The sequence below is a fragment of the Actinacidiphila cocklensis genome, assembly GCF_907177275.1.
In the GTDB taxonomy this organism is placed as follows: domain Bacteria; phylum Actinomycetota; class Actinomycetes; order Streptomycetales; family Streptomycetaceae; genus Actinacidiphila; species Actinacidiphila cocklensis.
Genome location: NZ_CAJSLV010000069.1, coordinates 6,931 through 29,674, shown reverse-complemented (window position 1 = coordinate 29,674; position 22,744 = coordinate 6,931). Strand labels below are relative to the sequence as shown.

Sequence of the window (22,744 nt, the reverse complement as noted above, 5' to 3'; positions counted from 1 at the left end):
AAGCTCCGGGGGCGGAACTGCGCGACCGGCAACGACGCACCGTAAGAGTGAAGGCCACCGCAAGGGTCACCCACCCCCCAAGGGCGCGGTAGCGCCTAGAGTGCGGAGGTATGGGACGCGGACTTGACCTCACGACAGATGTGGCCGACCTGACGGCAGCCCTCGTGGACGTACCGTCGGTGAGCCGTGAGGAGAAGCCGCTCGCCGACCTGATCGAGCAGGCCCTGCAGGGGCACCCCCACCTCGTGGTGGACCGCGACGGCGACGCGGTGGTCGCCAGGACGCGCCTCGGCCGGGCCGAACGCGTCGTCCTCGCCGGCCACATCGACACCGTCCCGATCGCGGACAACCTCCCCTCCCGGCTCGACGCCGAAGGCACCTTGTGGGGCTGCGGCACCAGCGACATGAAGGCGGGCGTCGCGGTCCAGCTGAAGCTGGCCGCGAACCTCACCGCCCCCAACCGCGACCTGACCTTCGTCTTCTACGACGCCGAGGAGATCGCCGCCGAGTTCAACGGCCTCAAGCGGCTGGTCGAGCGGCACCCGGAGTGGCTCGCGGGCGACTTCGCCGTGCTGATGGAGCCGACCGGCGGCCGGGTGGACGGCGGCTGCCAGGGCACCCTGCGGGTGCGGGTGGAGACCACCGGGCGCCGTGCGCACTCCGCGCGCAGCTGGCTGGGCGAGAACGCGATCCACAAGGCCGCCCCGATCCTCGCCCGGCTCGCCGCGTACGAGCCGCGCCGCGTGGAGATCGACGGGCTGACGTACCCCGAGGGGCTGAACGCCGTCATGATCGAGGGCGGCCACGCGGGGAACGTGATCCCGGACACGTGCGCGGTCACCGTGAACTACCGCTTCTCGCCCGACCAGAGCGAAGCGGAAGCACTGGACCGGGTCCGCGACGTCTTCGACGGCTTCGAGGTGGTGCTCACCGACAGCGCGCCCGGCGCCCTGCCCGGGCTGTCCCACCCGGCGGCCGCGGCGTTCGTCGACGCGATCGGCACGGCCCCCGCGGCCAAGGAGGCCTGGACGGACGTGGCCCGCTTCTCCGCGCTGGGAATCCCCGCGGTCAACTACGGCCCCGGCGACCCGACGCTGGCGCACACCCGCGAGGAGCATGTGGAGGTCGCCGCGATCCGCGAGGCGGAACGCAAGCTGACCGCCTGGCTGACAGCCTGAGCACAGGATCACCCTCGGGGCAGGCAACCGAACTGGGGTGCGCACGGGTCCTTCCTCCCGGCATGGTGTGATCGGATACGTCCGATTCCGGACGGGGGAGGGGCTCCGGTCGTGGGATTGACCAGCGGGTGGTTCGCCGCGCTGCTCATCGCGGCGGCAGTGGGGACAGTGGCCGGCGCCGTGCTGCTCTGGCCGAGGGTGCGCGGCCCGCGGCCGCTGCGGACGGTGCTGCGGGTCGGCATGATCATGATGTGCCAGCTCACCGCGGTACTCGTGGTGATGGTGACGGTGAACAACGAGTACGGCTTCTACGCCTCGTGGGACGACCTGCTCGGCCACGCCAACTCCGGCGGGGCCGCCGGGCACACGGCCCAGGGCGCCCCGGCGCCCGCGGTGCCGGACTACGCGGTGAAGTTCGCGTCGTACTCGCAGGGCTTCGAGCGGGCCACCGTGCACGGCTGGGACAGTGGCACCAAGGGCGACGTGATCGTCTGGCTGCCGCCGCAGTATGCCAAGCCGGAGTTCGCGCACACCCGCTTCCCGGTCATCGAGGTGCTGCACGGCATACCGGGCACCCCGCACAGCTTCCTGCGCGGGATGCGGCTCGGCCGGATCATGCAGGAGCAGATCAGCGCGGGCCGCGCCGAGCCCGCGATCCTGGTGCTGCCCACCATCACGCCCGACCGGGTCAACACCGGCTGCGCGGACGTCGAGGGCAAGAGCAAGGTCGGCACCTGGCTGACCGACGACGTGGTCAAGACGATCTCGCGCAACTTCCGCACGCTGCCCGCGCCCCGCGGCTGGGCGGTGATGGGCATATCCACCGGCGGTTACTGCGCGGCCCGGCTCGCCTTCGAGCACCCCGACACCTTCGCCGCCGGCGCCGCGCTGGCCCCCGACGACCCGTCGAAGGGACTGCACTCGCCGCTGTGGCTGGCCCGCAACACCCACCCCGACGTGCGGCTGCTGGTCGAGTCGAGCCTGCAGGACCGGGAGAGCCCGCCGAAGTTCGCCGACTGGATCACCGCCGCGGCCCGGGCGCCCACCGAGGTCAGCACCCTGGAGCTGAGCCGCGGCGGGCACAACTGGAACACCTGGGGCCGGATGTTCCCCGATGCCTTCACCTGGGTGAGCGCCCGCCTCGAAGCGCCGCGGGCGGTGCCTTTGGCCCCGTCGGCGGCACCCTGATGCGTAGGCTGCCGATATGACAGAAGCACGAGGCGTCCCGGACGACGCGCAGGAGGCGGCCGCCGCCGCGAACGCGGCCGCGGAGGAGCTGCCGTACGGCAAGGGCTGGCCGGAACGGCACACAGGACCGGTCGTGCGGCGGCGCGGCCAGGTGCAGACCGGCACCACCGACCAGCGGCTGCTGGACAGCCACGGCCCGTCCGACTGGGTGCACGGCGACCCGTGGCGGGTCATGCGCATCCAGTCCGAGTTCGTCGAGGGCTTCGGCGCGCTGGCCGAACTGGGGCCTGCCGTCAGCGTCTTCGGCTCGGCCCGCACCCCCGCCGACTCGCCGGAGTACGAAGCCGGCGTCCGCATCGGCCGCGCCCTGACCGAGGCCGGCTTCGCGGTGATCACCGGCGGCGGCCCCGGCGCCATGGAGGCCGCCAACAAGGGCGCGCTGGAGGCCGGCGGCGTCTCGGTCGGCCTCGGCATCGAGCTGCCCTTCGAGCAGGGCCTCAACCCCTACGTCGACATCGGCGTGAACTTCCGCTACTTCTTCGTCCGCAAGACGATGTTCGTCAAGTACGCCCGCGGCTTCGTCGTGCTGCCCGGCGGCTTCGGGACCCTCGACGAGCTGTTCGAGGCGCTGACCCTCGTCCAGACCAAGAAGGTCACCCGCTTCCCGATCGTGCTCTTCGGCACCGAGTACTGGGGCGGCCTGGTCCAGTGGATCCGCGGCAGCCTCATCGCCGAGGGCAAGGCGTCCGCGGCCGACCTGGAGCTCTTCCACGTCACCGACGACGTGGACGACGCGGTCGAGCGGGTCACCAAGGAGAGCGCGTAACGCCCGCCCGGGCGACTACGCCAGCCCGCGGCGGGCGACCGCGGGCGGGCGGTGGCCGGCGATCGAGGCCACCATCTCCAGCACCTGCCGGGTCTCGGCGACCTCGTGCACCCGGTAGACCTGGGCGCCCAGCCACGCCGAGACCGCCGTGGTCGCCAGCGTGCCGATCAGCCGCTCCTTGACCGGGCGGTCCAGCGTCTCGCCGACGAAGTCCTTGTTCGACAGCGACACCAGCACCGGCCAGCCCGTCGCCGCCATCTCCGGCAGGCGGCGGGTCGCCTCCAGCGAGTGCCGGGTGTTCTTGCCGAAGTCGTGCCCGGGGTCGATCATGATCGCGTCCCTGCGCACCCCGAGGTCCGCCGCCCGCTCGGCCAGCCCGCAGGTCACCCGCAGGATGTCGGCCATCACGTCGTCGTAGCCGACCCGGTGCGGCCGGGTCCGCGGCTGCGCGCCGCCCGCGTGCGTGCACACCAGGCCCACACCGTGTTCTGCGGCCACCTCGGCGAGCTTCGGGTCGACGCCGCCCCACGCGTCGTTCAGCACGTCCGCGCCCGCCGCGCACACCGCCTCGCCGACCTCGTGCCGCCAGGTGTCCACGCTGATCACCACGTCCGGGTGCCGGCGGCGCACCTCGCCGACGAAGGCGGCCGTCCTGCGGATCTCCTCGGCCGCCGACACCTCGGCACCCGGGCCTGCCTTGACCCCGCCGATGTCGATGATCGCGGCGCCCTCGGCGACCGCGAGCGCGACCCTTTCCAGCGCGGGTTCGTCGGTGAAGGTGGCGCCCTGGTCGTAGAACGAATCGGGCGTACGGTTCACGATCGCCATGATCACCGGCTCCCGCTCGCCGAATTCCCGGGTGCCCAGCCGAAGTGCCACTGCCGCTCCTCATCTCAGACTCATGCGATCGTGGCACGATCGTGCCTGACATGGACGGCCTGACAATGTACGGCAGGCCCTGAGGCCGGACTCCGGGAGATCGACTTGTTCTGGTTCATGCTCATCGCGCTGGTCGCGGTGGTCGCCGCGGTGGCAATGGCCGTGCTGGGCGACGGCGGCTCGCTGCGGGACGCCGGCACCGACCGGCTGGACGACCGGCTGCCCGCCGACCGCCCGCTGATCCGCTCCGACATCGACGCGGTACGGCTGCCCACGGCGGTACGCGGCTACCGCATGCTCGACGTCGACGAGGTGCTCGACCGGCTCGGCGCGGAGCTGGCCGAGCGGGACGCGCGGATCGCCGAGCTGGAGTCGTCGCTCGCCGGGGTCTACGCCCACGGCTCGACGATGTCCCTGACGAAGCAGGAGCCGCCGGCCGCCGACGAGCGGGGCGACGCGGGTGAGTGAGTCCGGCGGTGTCGTGATCGGCGAGGACGGGCTCGCACGCTGCCCCTGGGGGCTGTCCACGCCCGACTACGTCGCCTACCACGACACGGAGTGGGGCCGGCCCGTCCACGGCGACGACGCGCTCTTCGAGCGGGTGTGCCTTGAGGCCTTCCAGTCCGGCCTGTCGTGGATCACGATCCTGCGCCGCAGGGAGACCTTCAGGGCGGCCTTCAAGGGCTTCGAGATCGACGCGGTGGCCGGGTTCACGGACACGGACCGGGAGCGGCTGCTGGCCGATCCCGGGATCATCCGCAACCGGGCCAAGGTCGACGCGTCGATCGCCAACGCGCTGGCCGCACGGGCGCTGCGGGACGAGGGCGGCCTCGACGCCCTCGTCTGGTCCTTCGCCCCCGACCCCGCGACCCGTCCGGCGCCCCGCACCACCGCCGACGTCCCGCCGACCTCTGCGGAGTCCGTGGCCCTTGCCAAGGCCCTCAAGGCCCACGGCTTCCGCTTCGTCGGCCCGACGACGGCGTACGCCCTGATGCAGGCGTGCGGCCTGGTCAACGACCACCTCGCCGACTGCTCGGCCCGCTAATTTAGGGCCGGAACACCGCGTCAGCCGGCCGTGAACACGGGCGGGCGCTTGGCCAGGAAGGCGGCGACCGCCTCGCGGTGGTCGGCGGACGCGCCCGCCGCGGACTGCAGCACGGCCTCCCGGTCGAGCGCCTCCGGCAGGGGGTGCGTCGCCGAGAAGGCGAGCGCCGCCTTGATCGCCGCGTACGCCAGGGTGGGGCCGGCGGCCAGCCGCCGGGCGACGGCGAGCGCCTCGGCCGCGAGGTCCGCGGCCGGCACCACCCGGTTCGCGATGCCGAGCGCGGCCGCCTCCTGCGCGGGCACGGCCCGCGGGAAGAGCAGCAGGTCGGCGGCACGCGAGTGGCCGACGAGCCGGGGCAGGGTCCAGGAGACCCCCGAGTCGGCCGACAGGGCCACCCCGGCGAAGGACGTGTTGAAGGACGCGGTGTCCGCGACGACCCGGAAGTCCGCAGCGAAGGCGAACCCGGCCCCGGCGCCCGCGGCGACCCCGTTGACCCCGGCGACGACGGGCTTCGGCATCGTCGCGATGGCCAGCGTGATCGGGTTGTAGTGCTCGGCGACCGTGGTCATGCCGCCGCCCGCCTCCAGGACCGCGACGTGCTCCTTGAGGTCCTGGCCGACGCAGAAGGCCCGCCCGCTGCCGGTCAGCAGCACCGCCCTGACCGCCTCGTCGCCGGCCGCCGCCTGCAGCGCGTCCCGCAGTGCCGCCTTGGTGCCGGTGTCGAGCGCGTTCATCGCGTCCGGGCGGTTGAGGGTGACGGTGGCGAGCCCGTCGGCCACCTCGTACAGCACGCTGTCGGCCATGGCAGTAACCCCTTCGTCGCGGCAACGGTCCTGGCCAGGATGCCGGACCGGCGGACCGGCGGTCATGTGACGTACGTCAAGTGTTTTCGTGCGCCGCCCTGCGCACCGCACGCCCCGGGCGCCGAATTGGCGGGTTTTGCGGGTGTCGATTGTGGAACGGAGTGCCACCGCTGTTGGTCATCGGGCAGGTGGATGCGGGATAATGGCCGAGAACCAATGTGTTCGAGTCCGAGCTGGTTTCAGGAAGGGGAACGAGCATGGCGGCCATGAAGCCGCGGACGGGTGACGGCCCGCTCGAGGTGACCAAGGAGGGGCGGAGCATTATTATGCGCGTTCCGCTTGAGGGCGGCGGGCGGCTTGTTGTCGAGCTGACCCCGGACGAGGCGGATGCCCTCGGCGATGCGCTGAAGAAGGCCATCGTCTGAGACCAGCGGTCCCCTGGCATCGTCGCGGCCACGCACACACCGTGCGTGGCCGCGCCCTTTTTCATGCCGGCGGCTCGCCGCCTGCAGGTCTTACGGCGCTACGGCCGGCGGACCGCGCAGAGCAGGCCGTCGTCGGTGGGGAGCAGGACCGGGGCCACCCGCGGGCTGTCCCGTACCGCGCGCAGCAGCTCGCGCAGGGTCAGGGACTCGGGGTCCTGGTGGGCGGCGTCCAGCGCGCGGCCCTGCGCGAAGGCCCCCTCGAAGCAGACGACCCCGCCGGGGCGCAGCAGGCGCAGCGACTCGTCCAGGTAGTCCAGGTACTCCAGCCGGTCGCCGTCGCAGAAGACCAGGTCGTAGGCGCCGTCGGTGAGCCGGGGCAGGACGTCGAGCGCGGCGCCCGGGATGAAGCGGGAGCGGTTCGCGGCGAAGCCGGCCTCGCGGTAGGCCCCGCGGGCCAGCTGCTGGCGGTCCGGCTCGGTGTCGACGGTGGTCAGCACCCCGTCGGGGCGCATCCCGCGCAGCAGGTGGATGCCGGACACACCGGTGCCCGTACCGATCTCGACGACGTATTTCGCGTTGCCCGCGGCGGCGAGCAGCCGCAGCGCCGCACCGGTGCCCGGGGAGACGGGCCGCAGCCCCGACGCGTGCGAGCGGGCGCGGGCACGTATGAGGGCGTCGTCCTCGGCGACGAAAGCGTCGGCGAACGCCCAGCTCGCCTGCCGGTTGCCGGTAATGGCCCTCTCCTCGTAGCCGACTGTGCCCGATGACTGTCCGTTGACCGTGTGCGGCACCCCGCCGGGGCGACTGTATCCGTTGGGTCGGGGAACCTGCTGATGGGACTGCGCGTTAGGCACAGTGACCACACAAGGGCGGGAGCGCGTCGCGTCGGTACGGGTTCCCGGCCCGGAGGCAGCACTGCATTTATCCGGAGCTAACGGGCGAGGTGGATATGGTAGAGGCTCTACTGGACACCACCAGAGCCGACAGGGGAGGTGCGGCTGCGGCCGGTGACCGGAAGGTGCTCACGCGCTTTCGACGGTCGGCCGGACAGCCGAAATCCGTGACCAAGACTGCTGATGACAGTTCACGCGACAACGACTCCTCGACCGCGACTTTCACCACCGACGGGGACCCTCAGGCGTGGACGCCTCCTTCCTGGGAGGAGATCGTCAGTACGCACAGTGCCCGGGTGTACCGGCTGGCCTACCGGCTGACCGGCAACCAGCACGACGCGGAGGACCTCACCCAGGAGGTCTTCGTGCGGGTCTTCCGCTCCCTGTCGACCTACACGCCCGGCACCTTCGAGGGCTGGCTCCACCGGATCACCACCAACCTCTTCCTCGACATGGTGCGGCGACGCCAGCGCATCCGCTTCGACGCCCTCGGGGACGACGCGGCGGAGCGGCTGCCCAGCCGTGAACCGTCCCCCGCGCAGCACTTCAACGACACCCACTTCGACGCGGACGTCCAGCAGGCGCTGGACACCCTCGCACCGGAGTTCAGGGCCGCCGTGGTGCTCTGCGACATCGAGGGGCTGTCGTACGAGGAGATCGCGGCGACGCTGGGCGTCAAGCTGGGCACGGTGCGGAGCCGGATCCACCGGGGCCGCTCCCACCTGCGCAAGGCTCTGGAGCACCGGGCGCCCGGCGCCCGGCCGGTTCCCGCGCTCGCTGCCGCCGTACCCCAACCTGGCCTGGAGGGCGGGAGAGCGTGAGCAGCAGCGGTTCAGGCGAGCAGCGCGCCCAGCGCATCGGACCCGCCGAGCAGCACCTGGGCGACCGGCTCGCGGCGTTCGTCGACGGCGAGCTGGCCGACGACGCCCGCGACCGGGTGCAGGCCCATCTGGCGACCTGTCCGCAGTGCAAGGCGGCCGCCACCGAGCAGCGCCGGCTCAAGAGCGTGGTGGCGGCCTCCGAGCTGCCCGCGATCTCGGCCGGGCTGATGGCACGGCTCCAGGGCCTGGCGGCCTGCGGCCCCAAGGACGGCGACGACGGCACCGACGGCCGCGGCACCCTCGGCGGCCACGACGTCCACGAGGTCCCGCAGGGCGGCCGGCGCGGCCCCTTCGACGGCGGCCTGCTCGGGTCGGGCGTCTTCGGCTCCGGTGGCCGGCGGCAGATGTCCTACCTCGTCCCGGCCCCCGACCTCGTGGCGCCCGGCGACGGCAGGGGCGCCCGCGGCTTCCGCATCCACGAGGCGGCCCGCAGCCTCACCGGCGAGCCGAGCCCGCTGGACGGCCCCGCAGACCCCCGTGGCGGCGCCACCGCGGCCCGGGCGGCCGCCCAGGCCTCCCGCAGCCGGAGGTTCGCGTTCGCCGCCGCAGGCGCCTTCTCGATGGCCGCCATCGCCATCGGCGGGGCACTGCCGATGGAGGCCGGCGTCGACGGCAGCGCCCGCCCGGACGACGGACCCGCGGTCACCCCCTTCAGCGCCGCCAACTCGGTCACCGACACCCACGGCACCACGCCCCGCGACCTGCTGGACGCGCGCGAGGAGCGGCGGCTGCGACAGGTGAGCGTGCCGCTGCCGGGCAGCCTGGCGTCGGCGGCCTCCGTGGCGTCGGTCACGTCCGTGGCCCTCAGCGGCGCCCAGGCGACCCCTGGCGCGCTTCCAGCCGGGGCGTTCGCCTCGGGCCGCCCCCCGGCGCTGAACGGCCTGGCGAGCAGCTCCGCGGCCCTGCACTGAGGAAGGACCTTCACCGTGCGGCGACGTAGTGTTGGCCGCAGCCACTCCCGCTCCGCCAGGGCGGGCAGGTAACGTAAAGGCCGCCGGACTCAGCCCTCCCGGCTGCGGACGTCCCAAGGAGCTGCAAGGTGTTCTTCGACATAGGCCCGCTTGAGCTGGTCGCGCTCGTGGTCCTTGCCGTGCTCGTCTTCGGACCCGACAAGCTCCCGAAGGTCATCCAGGACACGATGGCCTTCATCCGGAAGGTGCGGGAGTTCTCCGACAGCGCCAAGGAGGACATCCGGCGGGAACTGGGTCCCGAGTTCAAGGACTTCGAGTTCGAGGACCTCAACCCCAAGACGTTCATCCGCAAGAACCTGATGAGCGACGAGGACGAGTACGGCCTCAAGGAGTTGCGGGAGCTGGGCAGCAGCCTGGACCTGCGCAAGGAGATGGCCGAGGTCACCGACGCGGTCAACGGGGTGGACACCGCGGCTCCCGCCGCCCGCAAGGCCGGCACCGCCACTGCCGCCGCGTCCGGCACTCCCGGGCCGACCACGCCCGACCGGCTGCGCAAGCGCGAGCAGTTGGACGAGGACGAGCCGCCGCCGTTCGACGCCGACGCCACCTGATCGGGCGCCCTCCGGCGCCGTCCTCAGCGGGTCCCCCGAAGTCAACCGGATCAGGGTTTTTCGCCCGATCGGGTGATCATTGTCCATGTGTTCGCCGTCACCCCGCGCCGTTTCTGCCCCCGAACCCACCCATGGTCGGGCAAGATGGCGAGTCGCCCAGAAGGGCAATGAGGAGGCGCGACCCAAATGGAGACGAAGACCGGTTCGGCACAGGGGGCGGTCGACGGCTACTTGATGGCCGACTTCCCGTGGTACGGGCTGGACGACGCGTTCACCGGACGCCGCTGGCTGCACACCGTCGGGGCGAGTGGGGACGGCACGGTCGAATACGGCTCGATAGGGCACGGTGACGAGCCCACGCTCAAGGCGGACCCGGCCGACGAGTCGCTGAAGTTCGCCGTCGTCATGACGGTGGCCCAGCGCCCCGGGCGGCGCACCGCGGACGGCACCGGGCTGCTGGAGGCCACGTCGGTCTCCTCGGCGGCCTGGCTCGCGGGCTCGGGCCTGCTCGCCTGCACCTGGCCCACCACGATGGAGCGGGCGCTCCGCCAGGACTGGCTCGACCAGCAGACGGCGACGGCCTGGGAACTCGCCGACGACCTCGCCGGCTCCGGCTGGGCCGCGCTCACCCTCCCGGTCGACGGCGAACCCACGCCCTTCCACTACCGCGAGTCCGAGTACGGCTGGGTCCTCGCGGGCTCGGCCCGCGGTGTCCACCTCGGCGCGTTCGGACGCGGCATGAGCGCGTACGGGTTGGCCTTGGCGGCCATCCCCGATATCCGCGCGTACGACGGCGCGTAGCCGTCCCCCGGGGCTCCGCCCCGTCTGCCCCTCCAGCCCGGCGACGGCCGGTGGGGGGCAGATGGGGCGGAGTCCCCGTCAGAACTTGTTGCGCGGGGTGATGCCCAGGGACATGCCCGAGAGGCCTCGCGCACGCGAGCTGAGCTTGGAGGCGATGCCGCGCAGGGCGGCACCCGCGGGGGAGTCGGGGTGGGCGAGAGTGACCGGGCGGCCGTCGTCGCCGCCTTCGCGGAGGCGGACGTCGATGGGGATACGGCCGAGGACGGGGACGGTGGCACCCGTCGTACGGGTGAGGCCCTCGGCGACCCGGTCGCCGCCCCCCGTGCCGAAGACGTCGACGATCTCGTCGCAGTGCGGGCACGGCATGCCCGACATGTTCTCCACGACGCCGACGATCTTCTGGTGGGTCTGCACCGCGATGGAGCCCGCGCGCTCCGCGACCTCGGCCGCGGCCTGCTGCGGGGTGGTCACGACCAGGATCTCCGCGTTGGGCACCAGCTGCGCCACCGAGATCGCGATGTCACCGGTGCCGGGCGGCAGGTCGAGCAGCAGCACGTCCAGGTCGCCCCAGTAGACGTCGGCCAGGAACTGCTGGAGCGCCCGGTGCAGCATGGGGCCGCGCCACACCACGGGCGCGTTGCCCGGGGTGAACATCCCGATCGAGATGACCTTCACGCCGTTCGCCGACGGCGGCATGATCATGTTCTCGACCTGCGTGGGGCGCCCCTCCGCGCCCAGCATGCGCGGCACGCTGTGCCCGTAGATGTCCGCGTCCACCACGCCGACCTTCAGGCCGTCCGCGGCCATCGCCGCCGCCAGGTTCACCGTGACCGAGGACTTGCCGACGCCGCCCTTGCCGGAGGCCACCGCGTAGACCCGGGTCAGGGAGCCGGGCTGGGCGAAGGGGATCTCCTTCTCGGCCTGCCCGCCGCGCAGCGAGCTGGCCAGCTCGCGGCGCTGCTCGTCGCTCATCACGTCCAGCGCGACCTGCACCGAGGTGACCCCGGGAACGGCCGCCACGGCCGTCGTGACGCGTTCGGTGATGGTGTCCCGCATCGGGCAGCCGGAGACCGTCAGATAGACGGTGACGGCGACCGTGCCGTCCTCGGCGATGTCCACCGACTTGACCATGCCGAGGTCGGTGATCGGCTTGTGGATCTCCGGGTCGTTCACCGTGCCGAGCGCGGCGCGCACGGCCTCGTCGGTCGGTGTGGCGGTGGGCGCGGTGCCCGAGCCGTACGTGGTGGTAGCCATACGTTGATGGTACGGCGACGCCCGCGGGCCGATCAGCGGCCCCGGCCGTCTGCTTCGTCACCCCGGGCCGGGTGCGGGGCACGGCCCTCGATCTCCTTGAGCAGGTCCTGCAGCTCCGACCTGATCCAGTCCCGGGTGGCGACCTCGCCCAGGTTCACCCGCAGCGAGGCGACCTCCCGGGTCAGGTACTCGGTGTCGGCGATGCTGCGCTCGTTCTGCTTGCGGTCCTGTTCGAGGTTGACCCGGTCGCGGTCGTCCTGCCTGTTCTGCGCCAGCAGGATCAGCGGGGCCGCGTAGGACGCCTGCAGCGACAGCATCAGCGTCAGGAAGATGAACGGGTAGTTGTCGAAGCGCACCGCCTTGGGTGCGAAGACGTTCCACAGCACCCACAGGATGATGATGACCGTCATCCACACGATGAAGCGCCCGGTGCCCAGGAAGCGGGCGATCCGCTCGGAGAACTTGCCGAAGGCCTCCGGGTCGTAGGCGGGCAGCCATCTGCGGCGGGAGGCGCGCGGCTGGTCCAGCCGCACCCGGGGCCTGGGCGCGGCGGTCGCGCCCGCCGGGTGCCGGTTGGTGGCCGTGCGCTCGCGGTCCTCAGCGGCCATCGGCGCTCTCCGTCACGGGCCCGAGGTGCTCGGCGCCGCGCAGCTCGGTCTCCCGCCAGTCCTCCGGCAGCAGGTGGTCGAGCACGTCGTCCACGGTGACCGCGCCGAGCAGCGACCCGCTCTCGTCGACCACGGGCGCCGAGATCATGTTGTACGTGGCCAGGAAGCTGGTCACCGACGGCAGCGCGGTGTCCGGGGCCAGCGGATGCAGGTCGGTGTCGACGATCGAGCCGAGCAGGGTGAAGGGCGGGTCGCGCAGCAGCCGCTGGAAGTGCACGAGGCCCAGGTACTTGCCGGTCGGCGTCTCGTCCGGCGGCCGGCACACGTAGATCTGCGCGGCCAGCGCCGGCGACAGGTCGGGGTTGCGGATCCTGGCGAGCGCGTCGGCGACGGTCGCGTCGGGCCGCAGCACGATCGGCTCGGTCGTCATCAGGCCGCCCGCCGTGCGCTCCTCGTACGACAGCAGCCGCCGTACGCCCGCCGCGTCCTGCGGCTGCATCAGGGTGAGCAGCCGCTCCTGCTCCTCGGCGGGCAGCTCGGCCAGCAGGTCGGCCGCGTCGTCGGGGTCCATCGCCTCCAGGACGTCGGCGGCCCGCTCCTCCTTGAGCTTGCTGAGGATCTCCACCTGGTCGTCGTCCGGCAGCTCCTCCAGGACGTCGGCCAGCCGGTCGTCGTCCAGCGCGGCGGCGACCTCGCCGCGGCGCTTGGGCGACAGGTGGTGCAGGACGTTCGCCAGGTCGGCGGGGCGCAGCTGCTCGAAGGTCGCCACCAGGTTCTCCGCGCCCTGGCCGTCCTCGGCCAGCCGGAAGCCGGTGACCGCCGACCAGTCGACGGTCAGCGTCTCACCCTTGCGGCGCAGCGCGCCGCTCTTGCCGCGGCGGATGAAGACCTTGTCGATCTCCCAGTCGCGGCGGGCGGGCAGCTGCACCATCGACACGTCGAGCACGGTGACCTCCTCGCCCGCGTTCTCGCCCGTGGTGGCACTGGTGGCGCCGCCGCCCTGCGGCAGCCAGCGCAGCCTTCGGTCGAGCAGCTCGCCGAGCACCAGGGTCTCGGTGGGGCGCTGCTCGAAGCGGCGCATGTTCACCACGCCGGTGGTGATCACCTGCCCCGACTCCATCCCGGTCACCCGGGTCATCGGCAGGAAGATGCGGCGCCTGCTGACCACCTCGACCAGCAGGCCGAGCACCCGCGGCGGGCGCCCGCCGACCCGCAGCATCACCACGACGTCGCGGACCCGGCCGACCTGGTCGCCGTTGGGGTCGAAGACCGCGACACCCGACAGGTGCGACACGAAGACCCTGGGGGCGCCTGCGACCATCGGAGCCTCCCTGGGCCTGCCCTTACGCGGTCTTCCCAGGCCAGGCTACTCCGGGCCGATCTTGCCCGCCCTGCGGGGTGCTCCCCGGGGGTACGCTGCGGTAGCTTCTGCCACGCCCGCAGCCGCCGTCTCCGAGGGGTCGACTCCACGTGTATCACGGTCGCAGGACCGCCACCGCCGTCCTCGTCGCCGTCGCCTCGGCCCCGCTGCTCAGCGGCTGCCTCGGTCTGGGCGGCGATCCGGACAGCGGGACGAACGGCGTCGCCAAGCTCCCCGCCGCGACCATCGAGCAGAAGGCCGGCGCCGCCGCCCAGGCCGCGCCGACCGTACGGCTGACCGGCACCGTGGTCAGCAACGGGCAGACCTACCGGCTCGACATGCGGCTGCGCGCCGACGGCGGCGTCGGCGAGGTCACCACCAAGGGCGACACCTTCCAGCTGCTGCGGGTCGGCGACGACCTCTACCTCAAGGCGGGCGCCGACTTCTACGGCTCGGGCGACGACAAGGACAGCCAGGACGCGGCCGCCAAGCTCAACGGCAAGTACGTCAAGGTGCCGCCCGGCGACCCGGCGTACAAGCAGTTCAGCGGCTTCACCGACAAGAAGGTGCTGCTCGCCGACCTGTTCGTGCTCGACGGCACCGTCGACGTCGGAGAGCACCGCAAGGTCGGCACGACCAGGACCATCGAGCTGACCGGCTCCAAGGGCGGCACCCTCGACGTCTCCCTCAAGGGCGCCCCCTACCCGCTGCGCTACCAGCGGGCCGGCAACGCGGGCACCCTGACGCTGGTCGACTGGGGTGAGGACTTCACGCTGAAGGCGCCGGCGAAATCCGAGGTCGTCGACTACGGCAAGACGGTCGGCGCCACCCCGGCGCCCTCACCGACGCACAAGACGCACAAATAGCGCCGGCACGAAGAGCGTCGAGGCACCGGCAGCTCAGCCGCGCGCCTTGCGGCGGGCCAGCAGCTTGGGCAGACCCGCCGGGATCGGCTGCCGGGTGATCGCCGGCGAGGCGAGCGGCACCGCGGCGCCGGAGCCCGCGGGCATCGCGCCCGGGTGCTCGGCCGGGTCGCCCTCAGGGGTCAGCCGGAAGAGCGTGCACTCCTCGGCCCAGCGGTCCGCGACGGTGTCGGCGTCCGCGGAGTTCAGCCGCTTCGTCCGCAGCTCGGCGACCGCGGTGGACCACAGCTCGGACCGGGGGGCGAGCGCCTGCGCCCGGCCCTGCCAGCCCACCAGCCGGCCGCCCTTGTCCTTGCTGCGCACGGTCACCGCCGCGACGGCGCCGTCGGCGAGCCCGGCGGGCGCCGGCTGCTCGGTGGGGCCGCCGCACAGCACGTACATCGACCCGTCGATCCAGGCGTGCCACATGGCCAGCCCGTTCACCCAGACCAGGCCGGACTTTTTGGTGGCCTCCTCGATGAGGGCGGCGTGCTCGCTCGTCATGTGCACAGGGTAGGGCGCCCCGTCCCGCCCGTGGAATGACAGGTGCTCGGGGTGGTCATGGGCCTTACTCTGGTGGGCGCACGCCCGTACGCCCGTCCCGCACCCCAGGAGCACCGTGACCGCCCCGCAGAGCACCTCCGCCGCGCTCCCGGCCCCGGGCGTCCCGGCCGCGGACCAGCCGCCCGCCGGCACCGTCCCGGCCTCGCGGGGCACCGACTTCACGCTGCTCGCCGTCGCCATCGCCGGTGTGTCGATGTCGGCCCCGCTGATCGCCGCGACCACCGCGCCCGCGCTGGCCATCGCCTTCTGGCGCAACGCGATGGCCGTCGGGGTGCTCAGCCCCGTCGCCCTGTGGCGGCACCGCGGCGAACTGCGCCGGATGGGCCGCAGGGCGCTCGGCCTGTCCGGCGCCGCCGGGGTGGTGCTCGCGCTGCACTTCGGGCTGTGGCTGCCCAGCCTCACCATGACCTCGGTGGCCACCTCGACCGCCCTGGTCACCACGACCCCGATCTGGACCACCCTGATCCTGCGGCTGCGCGGCCACCGCCCGCCGGGCCTGGTGTGGGCGGGCACCGCGCTCGCCGTGGTCGGCGTGCTGATCCTCACCGGCATCGACATGTCCACCGACACCCGCGCCCTGGCCGGCGACGCCCTCGCCCTGGCCGCGGGCCTCGCCGCGGCCGTCTACATGCTGCTCGGCGCCGAGGTGCGGCGCACCGCGACGACGACCGCGTACACCTTCGTCTGCTACTCGACCACCGCCGCCGTCCTGCTCGGCGCCTGCCTGGTGTCCGGCTCCGCCCTCGGCGGCTACGACGGGAAGAGCTGGCTCAAGATCGCCGCGCTGACCGTGGTCGCCCAGCTGCTCGGCCACTCGCTGCTCAACCGCGTCGTCAGCGGCCTCGGCCCGTCCACGACCTCGACCGCGATCCTGCTGGAGACCCCGGGCGCGGCCCTGATCGCCGCCCTCTGGCTGGGCCAGACACCGCCCGCCGCCGCGTATCCGGCGCTCGGCGTGATCCTCGCGGGCCTGGCCCTGGTGATTCTCGCCGACCGCCGGAAGCGCGCTTAGGGCCGGGGTCAGAGCCAGCCGTTGCGGCGGAAGCCGCGGTGGATGGCGTAGCAGATGGCCAGGATCACGCAGAGCACCGTCGGGTAGCCGAACCTCCAGCGCAGCTCCGGCATGTGGTCGAAGTTCATGCCGTAGACGCCGGTGATCATCGTCGGGACCGCCAGGATCGCCGCCCACGCGGTGATCTTGCGCATGTCCTCGTTCTGCACCACGGTGGCCTGCGCCAGGTTGGCCTGGAGGATCGAGTTCAGCAGGTCGTCGAAGCCGGTGACCTGCTCGTGGACCCGGGCGACGTGGTCGGCGACGTCGCGGAAGTACTTCTGGATCTCCGGGTCGATCAGCCGCATCGGCCGCTCCCCGAGCATCTGCATGGGCCGCAGCAGCGGCGAGACCGCCCGCTTGAACTCCAGCACCTCCCGCTTGAGCTGGTAGATCCGGCCGGCGTCGCCGCCGCGCGAGGACTTGCCGGGCTCGGCGGAGAAGACGTCGATCTCGACCTCGTCGATATCGTCCTGCACCGCGTCGGAGACCGCCAGGTAGTCGTCCACCACCTGGTCGGCGATCGCGTGCAGCACCGCGGACGGCCCCTTGGCCAGCAGCTCCGGGTCGTCCTCCAGGCGGTGCCGCAGCGCACGCAGCGAGCCGTGGCCGCCGTGCCGCACGGTGATCACGAAGTACCGGCCGGTGAAGACCATCACCTCGCCGGACTCCACCACCTCGCTGGTCGCGGTCAGTTCTGCGTGCTCGACGTAGCGGATCGTCTTGAAGACGGTGAACAGCGAGTTGTCGTACCGCTCCAGCTTCGGCCGCTGGTGCGCGTGCACCGCGTCCTCGACGGCCAGCGGGTGCAGCCCGAACTCCTCGGCGATGCCGGCGAACTCCTGCTCCGTCGGCTCGTGCAGCCCGATCCACACGAAGCCGTCGCTGCCGTCGCACTGGTCCGACGCGCGGCCGGCCCGCACCGTCTCCAACGCGTCGCGCAGCCCGATGCTGTCGGTGCACCGCACCCCGTCGCGGTAGACGGCGCAGTCCACCACCGCGCTGGTGCCGGTGACCGCGTCGCGCGTCGGGCCGTAGTCGTACGACGCGGGGGACTTGCGCAGCGCGGGACGCACGACTGCGCGAAGATCACGGATCATCGACATGGCAAGCTCCTTCACGGACTGGCCGACGGCATCACGCCGCACTGAACTGAGATGGTGCTGCTTGTGGGGTCGGTGATCAGCGCTCGGTGATCACCAGGCAGTTCAGGGCGCTCTTCCGACGCGGGTACGCTCCGCGGGCGGGCCGTGGCAGGTCGCGTTTCACGGCATGTCAGCCGGGTAAGGAACGCGAAGGGCTCAGCGGGTCACACCGAGTACGGGGCGGCGGCGAGGGAAGAGCTGCCGGTACTGCACGGTCGACTAGGATCCATGTCAGTCCCCACCTCCTCCGGCCGTTCCCCGCTGGGGGATGACGTACGCGAACGCCCCACCATAGCAAGCCCCGGTGGCCCCGATGACGCGCTCGGCGCGATCCTTACGCGTTCTATGCTCGCCGCATGGGTGAAATCCTGGCACTGGTCGAGGAGCGGCTGCGCTCCGCCTTCGGCGAGCCCGACGCCCGCGCGGCCGTCACCTTCCTCGGCGCCGAGCGCATCGAGGTGCTGCGCTTCGCCGACGGCGACCTGCTGCGATACGCCACGCTCGGGATGTCCGCGCAACCCATGGCCGACCCGGTCGCCCCGCTCGCCGACCCCTTGCGCGGGCCGCGCGCCGAACTGGTCCTCACCGTCAGGGCCGGCCGCGCCGACACCTCGGGGGTGCTGCGGCCGCTGGCCGTCGTCGCCGCGTCCCCGCAGGTCGAGGGCGTCGTCCTGGCGGCCGGCAACGCGATGGACCTCGGCGAGCCGCTGTGGGCGGGGGCGCCCTTCACCGCGGTCCTGGTCGCCGAGCCCGGCGGCCTCGTCGACGACCTCGCCCTCCCCGAGCCCCGCGACCCGGTCCGCTTCCACCCCCTCCTCCCGATGACGCCGAACGAGGCCGCCTTCAAACGCGCCCGCGGTTCCGCTGCGCTCCGCTCCCTCTGGCTGGACCACGCCACCGACCTCCGCGACCCGCTGCGCGGCGCCGTCCCCCTGTCCTGACCTGCCCTCTGCGCCGAGCGGCACCCTTCCGCGGGCTGCGCCGGCTCGGGGGGTGCCCCTTGGGCAGGGGGTGCGCTTTCGCGGGGCGCGGTGCTGTGGGGGTGGCCCTTCGGGCGGCGGTGCGCTTTCGCGGGGCGCGGCGGCTCGGGGGGGTGCCCCTTGGGCGGGGGGTGCGCTTTCGCGGGGCACGGTGGCTTGGGGGTGGCCCTTCGGGCGGCGGTGCGCTTCTGCTGGCGCACGGCTCGCGAGGGTGCCCCTGCGGCGGGCGGCGGTGGGCTGGCGGAGCAGGCTCACCTTCTCGTGCGCCATGTCCTAGACACCTTCTGTGCGCTCGGCGCTCTCGGCGTCGGTGCCTTGGTGCATGGCCCGCGTCCCCTCTGGACGGCAGTAGTTGTTGTGTACACACAGTAGGTTGGCTTTTACAACTAATTGTGCCCTGCATCTACTTGTCCGTCCCGCCGACCAGGCGAAGGCGTCACTCCGGACGGGTGATCGTCCTTGACGCGGGCACGGTGTCGGAGGACCGTGGGGATTTATGAGGGGCGAACCCAGTTGCCCGAAGTGCGGTGGCAGGGTCAGGGCGCCCGGCCTCTTCGCCGACTCCTGGCAGTGCGACGTGCACGGCACCGTGTACCCGCTGCAGCCCGTCGTCCCGCCGAGTGTCGAAGGCCTCGGCGTGGTCGTCCACCGGGCGCAGGTGCCGGTGTGGATGCCGTGGCCGCTGCCCGTCGGCTGGCTCTTCTCCGGGATCGCCGCCGCCGGTGACGACCGCAGCGGCGGCCGGGCCACCGCGGTGGCCTGCTCGGGACCCGGACCCTTCGGCGGCCCCGGCGAGCTGATGCTGATCGCCGAGGAGCTGGGCGTCGGCCTCGGCGCCCGCTACGCCGGGATCGACGGCCCCGACCCGGGTCCCAACATGTGCGTGAACAAGCCGCCGCACGCCAAGGTGCTCGCCGCCGGCCGCCCGACCGCCCTGTGGCACGTGGGCGGCGCCCCCGACGACCGCGTCGTCTTCGCGGGCGAGGCCCGCGGCCTGTGGCTGTGGGCCATCGTCTGGCCCGAGGAGACCGGGCTGCTGATGTACGACGAGCTGGTCCTCACCGACCTGCGGGACGCCGGCGCCGAGGTCGACCTGCTGCCGTGCGGCGCCCTCACCCCGAGGCTGCTGGCCTGAGCCGCTGAAGGCCTGGGAATCGCAGGTCCGGGTGGACGCTATCCTTGGCTTCGTCCCTGTCCGCGCCCGTCCCCCGGGAGCCCGTGCCCGTGCGCATCGACCTGCACACCCACTCCACGGCGTCCGACGGCACCGACACCCCCGCTGAGCTGGTACGCAACGCCGCCGCTGCCGGGCTCGACGTCGTCGCGATCACCGACCACGACACCGTCGGCGGTTACCCGGAGGCCACCGCTGCCCTCGACGGCACGGCCCTGACGCTGGTCACCGGCGCGGAGCTGTCCTGCCGGACGGACGGCATCAGCATGCACATGCTGGCGTACCTCTTCGACCCGGCGGAGCCGCGGCTGCACGACGCGCGCGAGCTGGTACGCGACGGCCGGGTGCCGCGCGCCCGCGGGATGGTCGACAAGCTGCGGGCGCTGGGCGTGCCCGTCACCTGGGAGATGGTCCAGCGCATCGCCGGCGACGGGTCGGTCGGGCGGCCGCACATCGCCACGGCGATGGTCGAACTCGGCGTCGTGCCCACCGTCTCCGACGCCTTCACCGAGGAGTGGCTCGCCAACGACGGGCGGGCGTACGTCGAGAAGCACGAGTTCGACCCCTTCGACGCGGTCCGCCTGGTCAAGGCGGCAGGCGGCGTCACGGTCTTCGCCCACCCGGGCGCGCACAAGCGCGGGGAGACGGTGCCGGACGAGGTCATCGCGGCGCTCGGCTCCGCCGGGCTCGACGGCCTGGAGGTCGACCACGTCGACCACGACGCCCCCACCCGGGAGCGGTTGCGCGGGCTCGCGGCGGACCTCGGGCTGCTCGCGACGGGGTCGTCCGACTACCACGGCTCGCGCAAGACGGTCGCGCTCGGCGAGTGCGTCACCGCTCCGGAGGTCTTCGCGGAGATCGCCGCGCGGGCCACGGGCGCGCAACCCATCTCGGCGGTCTAGCGCCGACTGGCCGGTGGTCCGGCAACGACAGCAACGGCCCCTTCGGTCCGGTGACGACGCGCGCCCCCATGAGGGCGCCACTGAGGACGAAAGCTCAGCATGTTCGACTTCACCCTGTTCGGTTCCGTGTTCTTCACGCTCTTCGTGATCATGGACCCGCCCGGCATCACGCCGATCTTCCTGGCGCTGACGTCGGGCCGGGCCACCAAAGTGCAGCGGCGGATGGCGCTGCAGGCGGCCGGTGTCGCCTTCGGCGTGATCGCGGTGTTCGGGATCTGCGGGCAGCAGATCCTGGACTACCTGCACGTGTCGGTGCCCGCGCTGCGGATCGCCGGCGGGCTGCTGCTCCTGCTGATCGCGCTCGACCTGCTGACCGGCAAGGCGGACGAGCCGACGCAGACCAAGGACGTCAACGTGGCGCTGGTGCCGCTGGGGATGCCGCTGCTCGCCGGCCCCGGTGCGATCGTCACGGTGATCCTCGCGGTGCAGCACGCGGACGGCTTCGGCGAGCAGACGTCCGTCTGGCTGGCGATCGTCGCGATGCACGCCGTCCTGTGGCTGACCATGCGCTACTCGCTGGCGATCATCCGGGTGATCAAGGAGGGCGGCGTGGTGCTGGTGACCCGGCTGTCCGGGATGCTGCTGTCCGCGATCGCCGTGCAGTCCGTCGCGAACGGCGTCTTCGGCTTCATCCACGGCCAGGGCTGAGGCCCGCGGGCACGCTGCCCGGACATGCGAAAGCGCCCCGTACGGACCTGCTGTACGGGGCGCCGTTGCGTGAGCCTGCGATCAGTCCGCCGGGCGGATGTAGATGCGCTGGCCGAGAGCAGCGGCCTGCTGCACGATCTTGTTGACGGCGGAAGCGTCCACGACGGTGCTGTCCACGGCGTCGCCGTTCCGGTCGTCGAGTCGCATGATCTCGAAGCGCATGGGGCTTCTCCCTTCGTCCCTCGTTACATGTGTGGTCAACGAACACCCCCTTCAAAACATTCCCTACCCTAAATAAACTCTTTCGCAGGCCGACTACTTGCTGCTGGCAGCACCCTCGGCGGCCCAGAACGCGATGAGCGCTGCGGCGGTCTCGGCCGGTCGTTCCGCATTGGGGGAGTGCTCCGCGCCCTTGATCACGACGCGCCGGGCGCCCAGCCGCTCCGCCATCGCGTCGAGCTGCGGGATCGGCCAGGCGTAGTCCACCTCACCGGACAGTACGAGCTTCGGCAGCGGCACGGCGGCAAGTTCGCCGACCCGGTCCGGTTCTGTCATCAACTGGCGTGCTGTGGCGATCAGTTGTTCGGGCGCGGTGGTCACCCAGCGGCGGTGCAGGAAGTCGTCGAGCCAGCCCGGGTTCTCCGGGGAGTCCTCGCGGTCGGCGTCCAGCGCGCGCATCGCCCGCCAGGCCGTCTCCATGTCCATCGTCGGCAGGTGGTCGATCAGCAGCTGCGTCCTGACCTGCTGGTCAGCGGTGATCTCGGCGGGTCCCGAACTCATCAGCGTCAGCGTCGCCCACGGCCCGGGACCGTCGGCGAGCAGCGACGCCCGGACGATGTGGCCGCCCAGCGAGTGGCCCAGTACGTGCATCGGCCCGCCGTCGCCGTCGGCCGCCAGCGCGGCACCCTGCGCGGAGACGTCCTTCGCCAGTTCGCGCTGTGCGTAGGCGGCCTCGTCGCGCGGGCCGCCCGAGTCGTGCTGGCCGCGGCCGTCGATCGCGACGACCCGGAAGCCGGCCGCGGACAGCGGTGCCAGCAGGCCGACGAAGTCCTCCTTGCTGCCGGTGAACCCGGGCACGAGCAGCGCGGTGCCCTGCCGTGCGGGAGCGTCGGGGGCGGGCGCGGCGTCCAGGACCGCGAACGACCCGCGTGAGGTGTCCAGCCGGTGGGCTGACGTGTGCTCAGGCAGGTCCAGGGAGGTCGGTCGGCTCATGCAGCGAGATTACGCGGTGCATATGTCCGACAGGTTGCCTCTGGGCATGAAACACCCCCGGCCGGGTGGGCCGGGGGTGTCACGTGTGTGCCGTACGGGTCAGCTCTCGCCGTCCGCACCGGCCGGCACCTCGGCGACGGCCTTGCGGGTCCGGCGACGGGGCGCCTTCACCACGGCCTCCTCGGTGCCGTCCGCGGGGGCGGGCACCTCGGCGACGGCCTTGCGGGTGCGGCGGCGCTTGGGCGCCTCCTCCGCGACCGCGACCGCGACCGCGACCTCGGCCTCCGGCGCCACAGCCGGGGCCGGGACGTCGGCGGCGGCCTTGCGGGTCCGCCGGCGCGGGGCCTTCACCACGGCCTCCTCGGTGCCGTCCGCGGGGGCGGGCACCTCGGCGACGGCCTTGCGGGTGCGGCGGCGCTTGGGCGCCTCCTCCGCGACCGCGA

The 22,744-nt window shown here is 72.6% G+C and carries 26 protein-coding genes and 1 pseudogene; 16 read left to right on the top strand and 11 right to left on the bottom strand.

Features of this window, described 5'->3' with window-relative positions:
- Positions 1-110 precede the first annotated feature (110 nt).
- The 3 genes from dapE (at position 111) to NFU81_RS24865 (ending at position 3,192) form a co-directional block, all read left to right on the top strand.
- Positions 111-1,178: a succinyl-diaminopimelate desuccinylase gene (dapE, locus tag NFU81_RS24875; RefSeq protein WP_251493779.1), complete on the top strand. Its 1,068-nt coding sequence runs from the start codon at positions 111-113 to the stop codon at positions 1,176-1,178.
- Positions 1,179-1,289: 111 nt separating this feature from the next.
- The gene (locus NFU81_RS24870; RefSeq protein ID WP_251493776.1) at positions 1,290-2,366 is read left to right on the top strand and encodes an alpha/beta hydrolase; all 1,077 of its coding nucleotides are present in this window, start codon (positions 1,290-1,292) and stop codon (positions 2,364-2,366) included.
- A 16-nt stretch (positions 2,367-2,382) separates the two neighbouring features.
- The gene (locus NFU81_RS24865; RefSeq protein WP_251493773.1) at positions 2,383-3,192 is read left to right on the top strand and encodes an LOG family protein; all 810 of its coding nucleotides are present in this window, start codon (positions 2,383-2,385) and stop codon (positions 3,190-3,192) included.
- 15 nt (positions 3,193-3,207) lie between these two features.
- Here NFU81_RS24865 and folP read toward each other — a convergent pair whose 3' ends face one another.
- On the bottom strand, positions 3,208-4,020 hold the full coding sequence (gene folP / locus NFU81_RS24860; protein WP_251493909.1) for a dihydropteroate synthase: 813 nt from the start codon (positions 4,018-4,020) through the stop codon (positions 3,208-3,210).
- A 156-nt stretch (positions 4,021-4,176) separates the two neighbouring features.
- Between folP and NFU81_RS24855 the strand changes: the two genes are divergently transcribed.
- Both NFU81_RS24855 and NFU81_RS24850 read left to right on the top strand, forming a co-directional pair.
- A complete protein-coding gene (locus NFU81_RS24855; protein WP_251493771.1) occupies positions 4,177-4,539 on the top strand; it encodes a DivIVA domain-containing protein in 363 nt (120 codons plus the stop codon).
- Positions 4,532-5,116, top strand: a complete 585-nt coding sequence (locus NFU81_RS24850; protein WP_274038127.1) for a DNA-3-methyladenine glycosylase I — start codon at positions 4,532-4,534, stop codon at positions 5,114-5,116. Before NFU81_RS24855 ends, NFU81_RS24850 begins: the two co-directional genes overlap by 8 nt.
- Before the next feature lie 20 nt (positions 5,117-5,136).
- On the opposite strand, the gene NFU81_RS24845 is transcribed toward NFU81_RS24850, so the two are convergent.
- Positions 5,137-5,919 (bottom strand): enoyl-CoA hydratase-related protein, encoded by a 783-nt coding sequence (locus NFU81_RS24845; protein WP_251493768.1) that lies wholly within the window; start codon positions 5,917-5,919, stop codon positions 5,137-5,139.
- A gap of 257 nt (positions 5,920-6,176) precedes the next feature.
- Here NFU81_RS24845 and NFU81_RS24840 point away from each other — a divergent pair, with 257 nt between their 5' ends.
- Positions 6,177-6,344: a DUF3117 domain-containing protein gene (locus NFU81_RS24840; protein WP_073493047.1), complete on the top strand. Its 168-nt coding sequence runs from the start codon at positions 6,177-6,179 to the stop codon at positions 6,342-6,344.
- Between the two features lie 98 nt (positions 6,345-6,442).
- Here the strand turns inward: NFU81_RS24840 and NFU81_RS24835 are convergent, their stop codons facing one another.
- The gene (locus NFU81_RS24835; RefSeq protein WP_251493765.1) at positions 6,443-7,135 is read right to left on the bottom strand and encodes an O-methyltransferase; all 693 of its coding nucleotides are present in this window, start codon (positions 7,133-7,135) and stop codon (positions 6,443-6,445) included.
- Between the two features lie 158 nt (positions 7,136-7,293).
- Here NFU81_RS24835 and sigE point away from each other — a divergent pair, with 158 nt between their 5' ends.
- The 4 genes from sigE (at position 7,294) to NFU81_RS24815 (ending at position 10,441) form a co-directional block, all read left to right on the top strand.
- Positions 7,294-8,058 carry an RNA polymerase sigma factor SigE gene (gene sigE / locus NFU81_RS24830; protein WP_251493762.1) on the top strand — a complete coding sequence of 255 codons (765 nt, stop codon included), beginning with the start codon at positions 7,294-7,296 and terminating at the stop codon, positions 8,056-8,058.
- Complete coding sequence (locus NFU81_RS24825; RefSeq protein ID WP_251493758.1) at positions 8,055-9,029, top strand: anti-sigma factor family protein; 975 nt, start codon at positions 8,055-8,057, stop codon at positions 9,027-9,029. Before sigE ends, NFU81_RS24825 begins: the two co-directional genes overlap by 4 nt.
- A 128-nt stretch (positions 9,030-9,157) precedes the next feature.
- Positions 9,158-9,640, top strand: coding sequence for a sec-independent translocase (locus tag NFU81_RS24820; RefSeq protein ID WP_251493755.1), 483 nt, complete (start codon positions 9,158-9,160; stop codon positions 9,638-9,640).
- A gap of 186 nt (positions 9,641-9,826) precedes the next feature.
- Complete coding sequence (locus NFU81_RS24815; protein WP_251493752.1) at positions 9,827-10,441, top strand: hypothetical protein; 615 nt, start codon at positions 9,827-9,829, stop codon at positions 10,439-10,441.
- 78 nt (positions 10,442-10,519) lie between these two features.
- Here NFU81_RS24815 and NFU81_RS24810 read toward each other — a convergent pair whose 3' ends face one another.
- The 3 genes from NFU81_RS24810 to NFU81_RS24800 are packed head-to-tail and all read right to left on the bottom strand — an operon-like array spanning position 10,520 to position 13,624.
- The gene (locus NFU81_RS24810; protein WP_251493749.1) at positions 10,520-11,695 is read right to left on the bottom strand and encodes an Mrp/NBP35 family ATP-binding protein; all 1,176 of its coding nucleotides are present in this window, start codon (positions 11,693-11,695) and stop codon (positions 10,520-10,522) included.
- A 32-nt stretch (positions 11,696-11,727) separates the two neighbouring features.
- Positions 11,728-12,303 carry a DUF1003 domain-containing protein gene (locus tag NFU81_RS24805; protein WP_251493746.1) on the bottom strand — a complete coding sequence of 192 codons (576 nt, stop codon included), beginning with the start codon at positions 12,301-12,303 and terminating at the stop codon, positions 11,728-11,730.
- Positions 12,293-13,624 carry a magnesium transporter MgtE N-terminal domain-containing protein gene (locus tag NFU81_RS24800; RefSeq protein WP_251493743.1) on the bottom strand — a complete coding sequence of 444 codons (1,332 nt, stop codon included), beginning with the start codon at positions 13,622-13,624 and terminating at the stop codon, positions 12,293-12,295. The genes NFU81_RS24805 and NFU81_RS24800 overlap by 11 nt, the downstream gene beginning before the upstream one ends.
- Before the next feature lie 149 nt (positions 13,625-13,773).
- On the opposite strand from NFU81_RS24800, the gene NFU81_RS24795 reads away from it, so the two are divergent.
- Complete coding sequence (locus NFU81_RS24795; protein WP_251493729.1) at positions 13,774-14,529, top strand: hypothetical protein; 756 nt, start codon at positions 13,774-13,776, stop codon at positions 14,527-14,529.
- Positions 14,530-14,562: 33 nt separating this feature from the next.
- Here NFU81_RS24795 and NFU81_RS24790 read toward each other — a convergent pair whose 3' ends face one another.
- Positions 14,563-15,069, bottom strand: a complete 507-nt coding sequence (locus tag NFU81_RS24790) for a hypothetical protein (RefSeq protein ID WP_251493727.1) — start codon at positions 15,067-15,069, stop codon at positions 14,563-14,565.
- 115 nt (positions 15,070-15,184) lie between these two features.
- On the opposite strand from NFU81_RS24790, the gene NFU81_RS24785 reads away from it, so the two are divergent.
- Entirely contained in the window at positions 15,185-16,141 is a 957-nt protein-coding gene (locus tag NFU81_RS24785) for a DMT family transporter (protein ID WP_422665279.1), read from the top strand.
- Between the two features lie 8 nt (positions 16,142-16,149).
- On the opposite strand, the gene NFU81_RS24780 is transcribed toward NFU81_RS24785, so the two are convergent.
- Positions 16,150-17,286, bottom strand: a complete 1,137-nt coding sequence (locus NFU81_RS24780) for a magnesium and cobalt transport protein CorA (RefSeq protein WP_251493724.1) — start codon at positions 17,284-17,286, stop codon at positions 16,150-16,152.
- Positions 17,287-17,681: 395 nt separating this feature from the next.
- Between NFU81_RS24780 and NFU81_RS24775 the strand changes: the two genes are divergently transcribed.
- The 4 genes from NFU81_RS24775 to NFU81_RS24760 all read left to right on the top strand — a co-directional run bounded on the left by NFU81_RS24775 (position 17,682) and on the right by NFU81_RS24760 (position 21,089).
- On the top strand, positions 17,682-18,266 hold the full coding sequence (locus NFU81_RS24775; RefSeq protein WP_251493721.1) for a suppressor of fused domain protein: 585 nt from the start codon (positions 17,682-17,684) through the stop codon (positions 18,264-18,266).
- Between the two features lie 535 nt (positions 18,267-18,801).
- Entirely contained in the window at positions 18,802-19,440 is a 639-nt protein-coding gene (locus NFU81_RS24770) for a DUF6758 family protein (RefSeq protein WP_251493718.1), read from the top strand.
- An 89-nt stretch (positions 19,441-19,529) separates the two neighbouring features.
- Positions 19,530-20,381 carry a PHP domain-containing protein gene (locus NFU81_RS24765; RefSeq protein ID WP_251493715.1) on the top strand — a complete coding sequence of 284 codons (852 nt, stop codon included), beginning with the start codon at positions 19,530-19,532 and terminating at the stop codon, positions 20,379-20,381.
- A gap of 99 nt (positions 20,382-20,480) precedes the next feature.
- Positions 20,481-21,089: a MarC family protein gene (locus NFU81_RS24760; RefSeq protein ID WP_251493713.1), complete on the top strand. Its 609-nt coding sequence runs from the start codon at positions 20,481-20,483 to the stop codon at positions 21,087-21,089.
- An 81-nt stretch (positions 21,090-21,170) separates the two neighbouring features.
- Here the strand turns inward: NFU81_RS24760 and NFU81_RS24755 are convergent, their stop codons facing one another.
- From NFU81_RS24755 to NFU81_RS24745, 3 genes and pseudogenes are all read right to left on the bottom strand, one after another.
- Positions 21,171-21,311, bottom strand: a complete 141-nt coding sequence (locus NFU81_RS24755; protein WP_205048651.1) for a hypothetical protein — start codon at positions 21,309-21,311, stop codon at positions 21,171-21,173.
- Between the two features lie 93 nt (positions 21,312-21,404).
- Positions 21,405-22,301: an alpha/beta fold hydrolase gene (locus tag NFU81_RS24750; protein WP_251493710.1), complete on the bottom strand. Its 897-nt coding sequence runs from the start codon at positions 22,299-22,301 to the stop codon at positions 21,405-21,407.
- A 99-nt stretch (positions 22,302-22,400) separates the two neighbouring features.
- A pseudogene (locus NFU81_RS24745) lies at positions 22,401-22,744 on the bottom strand (DEAD/DEAH box helicase); the annotation flags it as partial.